Source organism: Salmonella enterica subsp. diarizonae, assembly GCF_008692785.1.
Classification (GTDB): domain Bacteria; phylum Pseudomonadota; class Gammaproteobacteria; order Enterobacterales; family Enterobacteriaceae; genus Salmonella; species Salmonella diarizonae.
Map to the genome: position 1 here is coordinate 73,891 of NZ_VXJV01000014.1, position 13,161 is coordinate 87,051.

Below are 13,161 nucleotides of genomic sequence, written 5' to 3' on the forward strand. Positions count from 1 at the left end.
CCAATCTTTGCGACGTGAGAACACAATAATGGCAAAAACGGCAGCAGCACTGCATATCCTTGTAAAAGAAGAGAAACTGGCTTTAGATCTTCTGGAGCAAATTAAAAACGGCGGCGATTTTGAGAAGCTGGCGAAGAAGCATTCTATCTGCCCATCCGGTAAAAAAGGCGGTCATTTAGGCGAATTTCGTCAGGGCCAGATGGTTCCGGCATTCGATAAAGTGGTCTTTTCCTGCCCGGTACTGGAGCCAACCGGCCCACTGCACACCCAGTTCGGCTATCACATCATTAAGGTGCTGTACCGAAATTAAAAAACCGGTGTCTAATTGCACCGGTTTTTTATCTCAAAGCCTTCCCCTAAGGATTTCAACTTGCAGGAAGGCGGCAAGTGAGTACAGCCCCAGGAGCATAGATAACTATGTGACTGGGGTGTACGAACGTAGCCAACGCATCTGTAAGTTGAAAGACGACGGGGTATTATCCGGCGACGGCAATACGCTTCATATCCGTCATATAACCGCGCAGTTTCTGGCCCACCTTCTCGATAGCATGACTGCGAATCGCGTTGTTCACGTCGCGAAGCTGTGCGTTGTCTACCGCGCCTTCCGGGATAGCGTTACCCAGATCGCCCGGTTGCAATTCCGCCATAAACGGTTTCAACAGCGGTACGCAAGCGTAAGAGAACAGGTAGTTACCGTATTCTGCGGTATCGGAGATCACGACGTTCATTTCATACAGGCGCTTACGGGCGATAGTATTCGCGATCAGCGGCAGCTCGTGCAGGGATTCGTAGTAAGCAGACTCTTCGATAATGCCGGAATCGACCATGGTTTCGAACGCCAGCTCAACGCCCGCTTTCACCATCGCGATCATCAGTACGCCTTTGTCGAAGTATTCCTGCTCGCCGATTTTACCTTCAAACTGCGGTGCGGTTTCGAACGCGGTTTTGCCGGTCTCTTCACGCCAGGTCAGCAGTTTCTTATCATCGTTAGCCCAGTCTGCCATCATACCGGAAGAGAATTCACCGGAGATGATGTCGTCCATATGTTTCTGGAACAGCGGCGCCATGATCTCTTTCAATTGCTCGGACAGCGCGTAAGCGCGCAGTTTCGCCGGGTTAGACAAACGGTCCATCATCAGGGTGATACCGCCCTGCTTCAGCGCTTCGGTGATGGTTTCCCAGCCGAACTGAATCAGTTTTTCCGCATACGCCGGGTCAGTGCCTTCTGCCACCAGCTTGTCGAAGCACAGCAGAGAACCAGCCTGCAACATACCGCACAGAATGGTCTGCTCGCCCATCAGGTCGGATTTCACTTCCGCGACAAAGGAAGATTCCAGCACGCCCGCGCGGTGACCGCCAGTTGCAGCGGCCCAGGCTTTGGCAATCGCCATGCCTTCGCCTTTCGGATCGTTTTCCGGGTGAACGGCGATTAGCGTCGGTACGCCGAAGCCACGCTTGTATTCTTCACGTACTTCGGTACCCGGGCACTTCGGCGCCACCATCACCACGGTAATGTCTTTACGGATCTGCTCGCCCACTTCCACGATGTTAAACCCGTGGGAGTAGCCCAGCGCAGCGCCGTCTTTCATCAGCGGCTGTACGGAGCGTACCACGTCAGAGTGCTGCTTGTCCGGCGTCAGGTTAACCACCAGGTCCGCCTGCGGGATCAGCTCTTCATAGGTTCCCACTTTAAAGCCGTTTTCGGTCGCTTTGCGCCAGGAAGCACGCTTTTCAGCAATGGCTTCTTTACGCAGGGCGTAGGCGATATCCAGGCCGGAGTCGCGCATGTTCAGGCCCTGGTTCAGACCCTGCGCGCCGCAGCCGACGATAACCACTTTTTTACCCTGAAGGTAACTTGCGCCATCGGCGAATTCATCGCGACTCATAAAGCGGCATTTACCCAGTTGCGCCAACTGCTGGCGCAAGTTCAGTGTATTAAAGTAGTTAGCCATGGTGATACCTCATGATGTTGTGTTGTGGTGCTTATTATTCGGTTCGCTTTTGCGAGATTGAACCCACTATATGACAGGAAATTTATTGCGGAAATTGATATATTCACAACGTTATGTTGCGGTTTATGCAACATCAAAAAACGGAGGTCTGTCTGTGGATTTACGCGATCTAAAAACGTTCCTGCATCTGGCGGAAAGCCGCCACTTTGGTCGCAGCGCGCGGGCAATGCACGTCAGCCCCTCCACGCTTTCCCGCCAGATACAGCGCCTGGAAGAAGATCTCGGGCAACCGCTGTTTGTGCGCGATAACCGCACCGTGACGCTCACTGACGCCGGGGAGGAACTGCGAGTGTTTGCCCAGCAAACGTTATTACAGTATCAGCAGCTACGCCATACGCTCGACCAACAGGGACCATCGCTCTCCGGTGAATTGCATATCTTTTGTTCAGTGACCGCCGCCTACAGCCACCTGCCGCCGATCCTCGACCGTTTCCGCGCCGAGCATCCCTCCGTCGAAATTAAGCTCACCACCGGCGACGCCGCCGATGCGATGGAGAAGGTGGTGACGGGAGAAGCGGACCTGGCAATCGCCGGCAAACCAGAAACGCTGCCGGGCGCGGTGGCGTTTTCGATGCTGGAGAATCTAGCTGTTGTGCTGATCGCCCCGGCGCTGCCCTGCCCGGTACGTAGCCAGGTCGCGGTAGAAAAACCGGACTGGGCGACGGTGCCGTTTATCATGGCCGATCAGGGGCCGGTACGTCGCCGCATTGAACTGTGGTTCCGTCGGCATAAAATCAGTAATCCATCGATTTACGCCACGGTGGGCGGTCATGAGGCGATGGTATCAATGGTCGCATTGGGCTGCGGTGTGGCTTTAATTCCGGAGGTTGTACTGGAAAACAGTCCGGAGCCGGTACGTAATCGTGTGATGATTTTAGAACGTAGCGATGAGAAAACGCCGTTTGAACTGGGCGTGTGCGCACAAAAAAAGCGGCTGCATGAGCCGCTTATTGATGCGTTCTGGAACTTACTGCCTGGCCACTAATGCGAGATGGCGGCGCTTCGCTTAGCCCGCGAGGAAGAACCGGAACGCCGGGTTATTGCTCTCATCATGACATTCATAACCCAGTTCATAGAGCCGGGTTTCGAAATCCGGCTCATGATCGCCCAACTCGAACGCCGCCAGCACGCGGCCATAATCGGTACCGTGGCTACGGTAATGAAATAGCGAAATATTCCAGTGCGTGCCAAGCGTATGCAGGAATTTAAGCAACGCGCCGGGCGACTCCGGAAATTCGAAGCTATACAAACGCTCCTGTAACGGCTTGGAGGGACGGCCACCGACCATATAGCGCACATGCAGCTTCGCCATTTCATCGTCGGAGAGATCCACTACGCTATAACCGCCGTCGCACAGTTGGGTGATAATCTCTTTTCGCTCCTCCAGACCCTGACTGACGCGTACGCCGACAAAAATACAGGCATTTTTCGCGTCGGCAAAACGGTAGTTAAATTCTGTGACCATACGCCCGCCAAGCAACTGGCAGAATTTGAGGAAGCTACCCTTTTCTTCCGGAATGGTCACTGCCAGTAACGCTTCGCGCTGTTCCCCTAGCTCGCAGCGTTCAGACACATAGCGCAAGCCGTGGAAGTTGACGTTGGCGCCGGAAAGGACGTGCGCCAGGCGTTCGCCGCGAATATTGTGCTGGGCGATATATTTTTTCATCCCCGCCAGCGCCAGCGCGCCGGACGGCTCCGCCACTGCACGCACATCTTCAAACAGATCTTTCATCGCCGCGCAGATAGCGTCGCTATCCACGGTGACAATATCATCAAGGTATTCCTGACACAGCCGGAACGTTTCGTCGCCGATGCGTTTTACCGCCACGCCTTCAGCAAACAACCCAACGCGCGGGAGATCCACTGGATGACCTGCTTCCAACGCCGCTTTCAGGCAGGCGGAATCTTCCGCTTCGACGGCAATAACTTTGATTTGCGGCATCAATTGTTTGATCAGTACCGCTACGCCCGCCGCCAGGCCGCCGCCGCCAACCGGCACAAAGACACGATCGAGATGCGAATCCTGCTGAAGCAGCTCCAGCGCCAGCGTGCCCTGCCCGGCGATCACCATTGGGTGATCAAACGGCGGCACCCAGGTAAAACCCTGCTGCTGCGCCAGTTCAATAGCTTTCGCTTTCGCTTCATCAAAATTAGCGCCGTGCAACAGCACTTCGCCGCCAAAACCGCGTACCGCATCGACTTTAATATCTGCCGTTGCTTTTGGCATGACGATCAGAGATTTAACGCCAAGCCGCGCGGAGGAAAACGCCACGCCCTGTGCATGGTTCCCCGCCGAAGCGGTAATCACGCCGTGGGCTTTTTGTTCTTCGGTCAATCCGGCCATCATCGCGTAAGCGCCGCGCAACTTAAAGCTATGTACCGGCTGCCGGTCTTCGCGTTTGACGAGAATAACGTTGTCCAGACGTGACGAGAGCTTTTCCATTTTTTGCAGCGGCGTCACCTGCGCCGCTTCGTATACTGGCGCGCGTAGCACTGCGCGCAGATACTCCGCCCCTTCCGGTGCGGCTGACAGAGGTTGAGATTCCGCCATCATCAACCTCCCAGTTTCGATTTATCGCGCACCGCGCCTTTATCGGCGCTGGTCGCCAGGCTGGCGTAGGCACGCAGGGCAAACGAAACCTGACGCTGACGATCTTTCGGCGTCCAGGCTTTATCACCGCGAGCCTCCTGCGCCTCGCGGCGTGCGGCGATTTCAGCCTCGCTCAACTGCAACTGAATACTGCGGTTCGGGATATCAATCGCAATGGTGTCGCCATCTTCAATCAGCGCAATAGTGCCGCCGCTGGCCGCTTCCGGCGAGACGTGGCCGATGGAAAGACCCGAAGTACCGCCGGAGAAACGCCCATCGGTGATGAGCGCGCAGGCTTTGCCCAGCCCCATCGACTTCAGGAAGCTGGTCGGATAGAGCATTTCCTGCATTCCCGGCCCGCCTTTCGGCCCTTCGTAGCGGATCACGACCACATCGCCTTCCACTACTTTGCCGCCGAGAATCGCCTCTACCGCGTCGTCCTGGCTTTCATACACTTTTGCCGGGCCGGTGAAGGAGAGAATGCTGTCATCGACGCCTGCGGTTTTCACAATGCAGCCGTTTTCGGCGAAGTTGCCATACAGCACCGCCAGACCACCGTCTTTGCTATAGGCATACTCCAGCGAGCGGATGCAACCCTCTGCGCGGTCGTCATCCAGCGAATCCCAGCGACAATCCTGCGAAAACGCTTTAGTCGTGCGAATGCCCGCAGGCCCGGCGCGGAACATCTGTTTCACGGCTTCATCTTCCGTCACCATAACGTCATACCGCTCAAGCGTTTGCGGCAGCGTCAGGCCTAATACGTTTTTCACATCACGGTTCAACAGACCCGCACGATCCAGCTCGCCCAGAATGCCTAAGACGCCCCCCGCGCGGTGGACATCTTCCATATGATACTTCTGCGTGCTCGGCGCCACTTTGCACAACTGCGGGACTTTGCGGGAAAGCTTATCGATATCGCTCATTGTAAAGTCGATTTCTGCTTCCTGCGCCGCCGCCAGCAGATGCAGAACGGTATTGGTCGAACCGCCCATCGCAATATCCAGCGTCATAGCGTTTTCGAACGCCGCCTTGTTGGCAATGTTTCGCGGCAGTGCGCTTTCATCATCCTGCTCGTAATAGCGTTTAGTCAGTTCAACAATCCGCTTACCAGCATTGAGGAACAACTGCTTCCGGTCAGTGTGAGTCGCCAGCAACGAACCGTTGCCCGGCTGCGACAGGCCCAGCGCTTCGGTCAGGCAATTCATGGAGTTAGCGGTAAACATGCCAGAGCAGGAGCCGCAGGTTGGGCACGCGGAGCGTTCCACCTGGTTACTTTGATCGTCAGAGACCTTCGGATCCGCCCCTTGAATCATGGCATCAACCAGATCCAGCTTGATAATTTTATCTGAAAGCTTGGTTTTCCCGGCTTCCATCGGTCCGCCGGAGACAAAGATCACCGGAATGTTCAGGCGCAGCGAAGCCATCAACATGCCTGGGGTGATTTTGTCACAGTTGGAGATACACACCATCGCGTCGGCGCAGTGAGCGTTCACCATGTACTCAACGGAGTCGGCGATCAGCTCGCGCGATGGCAGTGAATAAAGCATCCCCCCATGACCCATCGCGATGCCGTCATCCACGGCAATAGTGTTGAACTCTTTCGCCACACCGCCGGAAGCTTCAATCTGTTCGGCGACCAGCTTACCGAGATCGCGCAGATGAACGTGACCCGGCACAAACTGAGTGAATGAGTTCACCACGGCGATAATCGGTTTGCCAAAATCACTGTCGGTCATTCCGGTGGCGCGCCACAGCGCGCGGGCACCCGCCATATTACGGCCATGGGTGGTGGTGGCGGAACGGTATTTAGGCATGCTTTATTTACTCCCCATCTTTTCCCTTCATACTTCACGCCACAGGCGCGTTGGCTGCCTCACTCACCCCAGTCACTTACTACAGTAAGCTCCTGGGGATTCGCTGCGTTGCCGCCTTCCTGTGACGCAAATTATTTTGGGAAAATATTAATTTTATTTATTATGAATTTACCTGATCCAACCAGCCCCATTTATCCTCGGTTTCTCCAGTGAAGAGACCAAAGAAGGCTTGTTGAATACACTTGGTAACAGGACCGCAGCGGCCTTCGCCTACCTGGATACCATCAACGCTGCGTACCGGAGTAATCTCTGCCGCTGTTCCGGACATAAACACTTCGTCGGCCAGATACAGCGATTCACGGGACAGCACCTGTTCGCGCACTTCAATACCCAGCTCTTTCGCCAGTTTGATGATCGCGTCGCGAGTAATGCCTGGCAACGCGGAAGAGGTAAACGGCGGAGTAAACAGCACGCCATCTTTTACCTCAAACAGGTTTTCGCCTGCGCCTTCGGAGATATAGCCGTTTACATCCAGAGCAATGCCTTCCTGATAGCCGTGGCGGCGCGCTTCGCTACCCACCAGCAGTGAGGAAAGGTAGTTCCCGCCCGCTTTGGCGGCGGTCGGAATGGTGTTCGGTGCAGCGCGATTCCAGGAAGAAACCATCGCATCGATCCCCTGATCCAGCGCTTCGGCGCCCAGGTATGCCCCCCACGGGAACGCGGCAATGATGACGTCAGTGGTGTATCCCGGGGGCGGATTAACGCCCATACCGACATCGCCCACAAATACCAACGGACGGATATAGGCGCTGGTCAGATTATTTTTACGAATCACGGCGCGGCAGGCTTCCATCAGTTCATCAATACTCTGGGAAACCGGAAAACGGTAAATTTTTGCTGAGTCGCGCAGGCGCTGCATATGTTCACGATGACGGAACACCACCGGGCCTTTGTGAGAGTCATAGCACCGAATCCCTTCAAATACCGACGTACCGTAGTGCAACGCATGAGACATTACGTGAACCTTCGCGTCTTCCCAGCGCACCATCTCGCCATTGAACCAAATGTAATCAGCTTTTTTCGTCGTCATTTTTCTTCCTTTTGCGCTCAGGCGCGGATTTGTTGTGATGTGGCAGCGCTCTGGCAGATCGCGACATGCGCAACATCTACCAGTTTACTTAACTGACTAAACAGTAAGTCGACCGACCGGGGACTGGCAACGGTCAATTCAATATTTATATTCTGCGCATCGGTCGCGGCTTCCATATTCATGGAGCACACCTGAAAACCACGATGGCGCACCACGCGTAAAACACGTTCTAAGGTTTCTGGATTAAAGCGTGCCGATACATTGACCTGATGTTGCATCATGATAATTTCTCCAGCATTTCAGAGTTACTGGCGCCAGGCGGCACCAACGGCCAGACATTTTCAAGTTCGTCGATTGAGACGTGAAGCAGGTACGGACCTTCGCTTGCCAACATCGTGTCAAGTGCCGCTTCAACCTGGTCTTTACGAGTAATGTGCTGGCCTTGAATGCCGAAGGCGCTGGCCAGCATGAGGAAATCGGGGTTATCGGTGAGGGTGGTTTCGCTATATCGTTCCTGGAAAAACAGTTGCTGCCATTGTCGAACCATCCCTAACCGCTGGTTGTCGAGTAAGACTATCTTCAACGGTAACTGCTTGCGTTTTACGGTGCCCAACTCCTGAACATTCATCATGAAGGAGCCGTCACCGGAGATACAGATAACGGTATCATTCGGTCGCGCTACCTGTGCGCCAACGGCAGCAGGCAGACCAAAGCCCATCGTCCCCAGACCGCTGGAGGTAATGAAATTCTCCGGGCGGGTGTAAGTCATATGCTGGGCTGACCACATCTGATGCTGTCCCACATCCGTCGTCACCACACTGTCTGCGGGTTTGCGTTCCGACAATTGCTTCAACAACAACGGCGCATAGATAGCCTCTCCAGGATGGTCATAGCGCCAGGCGTGCTCGGAACGCATTGCAGCGTTATGCTGCCGCCACTCATCGATAGATAACGGTTGCTGTAACGCAGGTAACAGCGTATTCAGATCGCCCTGTAACGCTACGTGCGCCTGGCGTAATTTGTTCAATTCGGCCTGATCAATATCTAAATGGATCACACTGGCGTTCGGCGCAAACGTATTCAGCTTACCGGTCACCCGGTCATCAAAACGCGCCCCGACGGCAATCAGCAGATCGCACTGCTGCACCGCGTAATTTGCGGCTTTGGCACCGTGCATTCCCAGCATTCCCAGATAGTACGGATAATCAGCTTCAACAGCGCCCAGCCCTTTCAGCGTACAGGTAACCGGCATTTGCGTTACCGCGATAAATTTACGCAGCGCCGGAACCGCCTGCGCCATACCAACACCGCCGCCGACGTACAGCATCGGCTTCTGCGCCTGCGCCAGCATGTTACGCGCCTTCTCAACCGCGGTATGGGGGAATATCGCTTCGTTAGCAACGGTAGTGAACCAGGGCTCCAGCGCTCCGCTGGCTAACTGGATATCTTTAGGGATATCCACCAGAACGGGTCCGGGACGGCCAGCATTGGCGACTTCAAAAGCCTCTGCCATGATACGAGGCAGCTCTGCCAGCGACTGCACCAGAAAGCTGTGCTTGGTACATGCCAGCGACAGCCCTAACACATCCACCTCCTGGAACGCATCGGTGCCGATGAACGGAGCGGAAACCTGACCCGTGATCGCGACGACGGGTACCGAATCTAACAACGCATCCGCCAGGCCAGTGATCAGGTTAGTGGCGCCAGGGCCGGAGGTGGCGATACAAACACCGGTTTTACCGGTAGAACGGGCATAACCGATCGCAGCCATCACCGCGCCCTGCTCATGACGGCACAACAGATGCTCCACACCACCGTCATACAACGCATCGTAAACCGGCATAATTGCGCCGCCAGGATAACCAAATACGGTTTTCACCCCCTGAGCTCGCAAAGCATGTACCACCCACTGTGCCCCGTTCATAGTTACATCCCCGTCATAATTCTGGAGAAACAGAATTTTATGCTGTTATTCACGATCTGCTCCTCGCTTAAGTTTTTCAGGCCAAAAAAAACCCCCGGACCTTTCGGTGCGGGGGTCTTAGTTCGTTAAGGCTTGATTTCTAAGCCTTTCCTCGTCCAAGTGCAGCCCCGCACGGTGGGATAATAATCACCACCACGCTAATCACGACCAGGCTAATCACTTGTAGAAGGGCTGTCATTTTTGTATATTCTTGCATCTTGTTCGAAGGAATACCTAAAGAGTTACCATAGGTTTCGCCAATAGCACAAGATATTTTTTTAACCACGTTTCAGATAGTGCAGGTGTATACCTAAAAGCTCTTTGTTTTTTATAAGAAAAATTAGCAACTGAAAAATTTTCACGTTTTCTTCCCTCTTTTGGTGCGCTTTCCCTCCTGTTTTCCTCCTTTTCGCTTCTGCGAGTGTTCTTCCAGATTTATGTTTATTACCTGAAAATGACGCCAAAATTCAGGAATCCACCACTAAAAAACAAAAAATCAGTAATTCAATGTTCTCTTCTATTCCGCATAATCCACGCAACAGGAGGGATTATGTCACTGTCGATTGTTCATACCCGCGCCGCACTTGGCGTCAATGCGCCGCCTATCACTATAGAGGTGCATATCAGTAATGGGTTACCGGGATTAACTATGGTAGGCCTACCGGAAACCACGGTAAAAGAGGCGCGTGATCGGGTACGCAGTGCGATCATTAATAGCGGATATGAATTTCCGGCTAAAAAGATAACCATTAACCTTGCTCCAGCCGATCTACCGAAAGAAGGCGGAAGGTATGACCTGCCTATTGCTGTTGCGCTTCTGGCCGCGTCTGAGCAGCTTACAGCGTTGAATCTTGAGGCATATGAGCTGGTAGGTGAGTTAGCGCTTACAGGCGCATTACGCGGCGTTCCTGGCGCAATATCAAGCGCAACTGAAGCCATCAGGGCTGGCAGAAATATTATCGTCGCAACAGAGAACGCGGCGGAGGTTGGGCTTATCAGCAAAGAAGGTTGTTTTATCGCCGATCATCTACAAACCGTCTGCGCCTTTCTGGAAGGGAAACACGCCCTGGAAAGACCCTTAGCCCAGGATATGGCATCGCCTACCACAACTGCCGATCTTAGCGATGTAATCGGTCAGGAGCAGGGTAAACGCGGCCTGGAGATTACAGCGGCAGGTGGACATAACCTGTTATTGATCGGCCCGCCGGGTACGGGTAAAACCATGCTGGCCAGTCGACTGAGCGGGATTCTTCCACCATTAAGCAATGAAGAGGCGTTGGAAAGCGCCGCGATCCTCAGTCTGGTTAATGCCGATACGGTACAAAAACAATGGCAGCAACGTCCCTTTCGCTCACCTCATCATAGCGCCTCACTTACTGCTATGGTCGGCGGCGGCGCAATACCCGCACCGGGAGAGATATCGTTGGCGCACAACGGAATTTTGTTTCTTGATGAATTGCCTGAATTTGAGCGACGCACACTGGATGCACTACGTGAACCTATAGAATCCGGCCAAATTCATTTATCTCGCACCAGAGCGAAAATAACGTACCCTGCCAGATTCCAGTTAATCGCCGCAATGAATCCCAGCCCGACCGGACATTATCAGGGAAACCATAATCGCTGCACGCCAGAACAGACACTACGTTACCTTAATAGGTTGTCAGGCCCGTTTCTTGATCGTTTCGACCTTTCGCTTGAGATACCGCTTCCTCCGCCCGGGATTCTTAGCCAACACGCCTCAAAGGGTGAGAACAGCGCTACGGTAAAAAAGCGGGTCATCGCCGCCCAGGAGCGGCAGTACCAACGCCAGAAGAAGTTAAACGCGCATCTGGAAGGTCGCGAGATCCAAAAATACTGTGTTTTGCATCACGATGACGCCCGCTGGCTTGAGGGCACGCTGGTGCATCTTGGATTATCCATTCGCGCCTGGCAGCGCTTGCTAAAGGTGGCCAGAACCATTGCCGACATAGAACAGGCAGACAGTATCTCGCGTCAGCATTTGCAGGAGGCGGTAAGCTATCGGGCGATAGACAGGTTGTTAATTCATTTGCAAAAGCTATTGGCGTAAAAAAAGGGCATTACGCCCTTTTTATTAATCATCAGCTTCGGTGTAGTCTTCTGCGCCTTCAACTTGCGGCTTGCCGCCAGACAAAGTGTGAAAGCGTTTTGGGCGCTTGATACGCGTCATATACTTAGACCAGACGCGTTCTGCATCCGTTACCGGCTCGCGTTCACCGCGACATACCGCTACAAACAGCTTCTCTTCTTCAGTTACTGGCTCACGCTTACCAAGATCCAGATCATTAAAGGCATGACCATGACGCTCAAGCAATTGTGCCTCTTTAATCGTGAAATCCCCATGACGAGAGAATCCACGTGGATAATGTTTATTGTCAAAATATCGATTAGTCGTCGTAAAGCTTTCCGCCATCCTGCACGCTCCTAATTCTTTGTCTGAGCTATTTATGGCGCGGAGTATTAGTTACGCTTGACAGAGTGTAAAACAAAACATTTAAATCATAACGACAAATAATTTTGTGGAGAGCACAGTGGATACGGAATTGTTAAAAACTTTCCTGGAAGTTAGCCGGACGCGACATTTCGGGCGGGCCGCAGAAGCACTTTACCTGACGCAATCCGCGGTGAGCTTCCGTATCAGGCAACTGGAGAATCAACTGGGCGTAAACCTCTTTACGCGGCACAGAAACAATATCCGTTTAACCGCGGCTGGCGAAAAGCTTTTACCGTATGCGGAAACGCTGATGAATACGTGGCAGGCGGCACGTAAAGAGGTGGCGAATACCTCGCGTCATAACGAGTTTTCCATCGGCGCCAGCGCGTCTTTATGGGAGTGTATGCTTAACGACTGGCTGGGCCGACTGTACCAACTACAGGAGCCGCAAAGCGGCCTGCAATTCGAAGCCAGAATCGCTCAACGGCAATCGCTTGTGAAGCAACTTCATGAACGCCAGCTTGATCTCCTCATTACTACCGAAGCGCCCAAAATGGATGAATTCAGCAGTCAACTGTTAGGGCACTTCACTCTGGCGCTATATTGCAGCAGCCCTGCCCGTATGAAATCAGAACTCAATTATCTGCGGCTGGAGTGGGGACCAGACTTCCAACAGCATGAAACAGGATTGATCGCAGCAGATGAAGTGCCGGTATTAACAACCAGCTCAGCCGAACTCGCCCGACAGCAGCTTAGCGCATTAAATGGCTGTAGCTGGCTTCCTGTAAACTGGGCAAACGAAAAGGGCGGATTACATACCGTTGCCGATAGCGCAACGCTTTCAAGGCCGCTATACGCCATTTGGCTGCAAAACAGCGATAAATATTCGCTTATCCGCGATCTGTTAAAAACTGATGTGCTGGATGAAAAATGAAAATGATGAAGAGAAAAAGAAGGGAGTTTACGATTACCTGACCAGGTAATTTTAGGCAAAAAAAAATCCTTAGCATCTGCTAAGGATTATTTCTGGCAGGGGCGGAGAGACTCGAACTCCCAACACCCGGTTTTGGAGACCGGTGCTCTACCAATTGAACTACGCCCCTAATTAGGGTGGCGGAACGGACGGGACTCGAACCCGCGACCCCCTGCGTGACAGGCAGGTATTCTAACCAACTGAACTACCGCTCCACCGAATTCTTTTACTTTACTACCACCGGCTGTCACCCCGGATTACTGC

Annotated in this window: 13 protein-coding genes and 2 tRNA genes; 4 read left to right on the forward strand and 11 right to left on the reverse strand. The window is 53.4% G+C overall.

The features are described from left to right. Positions 1-28: 28 nt before the first annotated feature. The gene (ppiC, locus tag F4V72_RS22200) at positions 29-310 is read left to right on the forward strand and encodes a peptidylprolyl isomerase PpiC (RefSeq protein ID WP_001140255.1); all 282 of its coding nucleotides are present in this window, start codon (positions 29-31) and stop codon (positions 308-310) included. Between the two features lie 166 nt (positions 311-476). On the opposite strand, the gene ilvC is transcribed toward ppiC, so the two are convergent. Then, positions 477-1,952, reverse strand: coding sequence for a ketol-acid reductoisomerase (ilvC, locus tag F4V72_RS22205; RefSeq protein ID WP_070802876.1), 1,476 nt, complete (start codon positions 1,950-1,952; stop codon positions 477-479). Positions 1,953-2,106: 154 nt separating this feature from the next. Here ilvC and ilvY point away from each other — a divergent pair, with 154 nt between their 5' ends. After that, a complete protein-coding gene (gene ilvY / locus F4V72_RS22210; protein ID WP_023185225.1) occupies positions 2,107-2,997 on the forward strand; it encodes an HTH-type transcriptional activator IlvY in 891 nt (296 codons plus the stop codon). Between the two features lie 21 nt (positions 2,998-3,018). Here the strand turns inward: ilvY and ilvA are convergent, their stop codons facing one another. From ilvA to ilvL, 7 genes are all read right to left on the reverse strand, one after another. Beyond that, the gene (gene ilvA / locus F4V72_RS22215) at positions 3,019-4,563 is read right to left on the reverse strand and encodes a threonine ammonia-lyase, biosynthetic (protein ID WP_023247365.1); all 1,545 of its coding nucleotides are present in this window, start codon (positions 4,561-4,563) and stop codon (positions 3,019-3,021) included. Between the two features lie 2 nt (positions 4,564-4,565). Beyond that, positions 4,566-6,416, reverse strand: coding sequence for a dihydroxy-acid dehydratase (gene ilvD, locus F4V72_RS22220; protein ID WP_070804304.1), 1,851 nt, complete (start codon positions 6,414-6,416; stop codon positions 4,566-4,568). 160 nt (positions 6,417-6,576) lie between these two features. Further along, on the reverse strand, positions 6,577-7,506 hold the full coding sequence (gene ilvE / locus F4V72_RS22225) for a branched-chain-amino-acid transaminase (protein ID WP_053528823.1): 930 nt from the start codon (positions 7,504-7,506) through the stop codon (positions 6,577-6,579). Between the two features lie 17 nt (positions 7,507-7,523). Continuing rightward, the gene (ilvM, locus tag F4V72_RS22230) at positions 7,524-7,787 is read right to left on the reverse strand and encodes an acetolactate synthase 2 small subunit (protein WP_000983260.1); all 264 of its coding nucleotides are present in this window, start codon (positions 7,785-7,787) and stop codon (positions 7,524-7,526) included. Further along, the gene (gene ilvG, locus F4V72_RS22235; protein ID WP_023247361.1) at positions 7,784-9,430 is read right to left on the reverse strand and encodes an acetolactate synthase 2 catalytic subunit; all 1,647 of its coding nucleotides are present in this window, start codon (positions 9,428-9,430) and stop codon (positions 7,784-7,786) included. The genes ilvM and ilvG overlap by 4 nt, the downstream gene beginning before the upstream one ends. A 2-nt stretch (positions 9,431-9,432) precedes the next feature. Continuing rightward, a complete protein-coding gene (gene ilvX, locus F4V72_RS24255; protein ID WP_193394364.1) occupies positions 9,433-9,483 on the reverse strand; it encodes a peptide IlvX in 51 nt (16 codons plus the stop codon). An 86-nt stretch (positions 9,484-9,569) separates the two neighbouring features. Continuing rightward, positions 9,570-9,668, reverse strand: a complete 99-nt coding sequence (gene ilvL / locus F4V72_RS22240; protein ID WP_024149608.1) for an ilv operon leader peptide — start codon at positions 9,666-9,668, stop codon at positions 9,570-9,572. Between the two features lie 351 nt (positions 9,669-10,019). Between ilvL and F4V72_RS22245 the strand changes: the two genes are divergently transcribed. After that, on the forward strand, positions 10,020-11,540 hold the full coding sequence (locus tag F4V72_RS22245; protein WP_053528826.1) for a YifB family Mg chelatase-like AAA ATPase: 1,521 nt from the start codon (positions 10,020-10,022) through the stop codon (positions 11,538-11,540). Positions 11,541-11,564: 24 nt separating this feature from the next. Here F4V72_RS22245 and maoP read toward each other — a convergent pair whose 3' ends face one another. Further along, entirely contained in the window at positions 11,565-11,903 is a 339-nt protein-coding gene (gene maoP, locus F4V72_RS22250) for a macrodomain Ori organization protein MaoP (RefSeq protein WP_000840996.1), read from the reverse strand. 106 nt (positions 11,904-12,009) lie between these two features. On the opposite strand from maoP, the gene hdfR reads away from it, so the two are divergent. Beyond that, positions 12,010-12,858, forward strand: a complete 849-nt coding sequence (gene hdfR / locus F4V72_RS22255) for an HTH-type transcriptional regulator HdfR (RefSeq protein WP_077944465.1) — start codon at positions 12,010-12,012, stop codon at positions 12,856-12,858. Between the two features lie 93 nt (positions 12,859-12,951). Here the strand turns inward: hdfR and F4V72_RS22260 are convergent. Continuing rightward, positions 12,952-13,027 (reverse strand) — tRNA-Trp (locus tag F4V72_RS22260). An 8-nt stretch (positions 13,028-13,035) separates the two neighbouring features. Beyond that, positions 13,036-13,112: transfer RNA gene (locus F4V72_RS22265), tRNA-Asp, on the reverse strand. Positions 13,113-13,161: the final 49 nt, after the last annotated feature.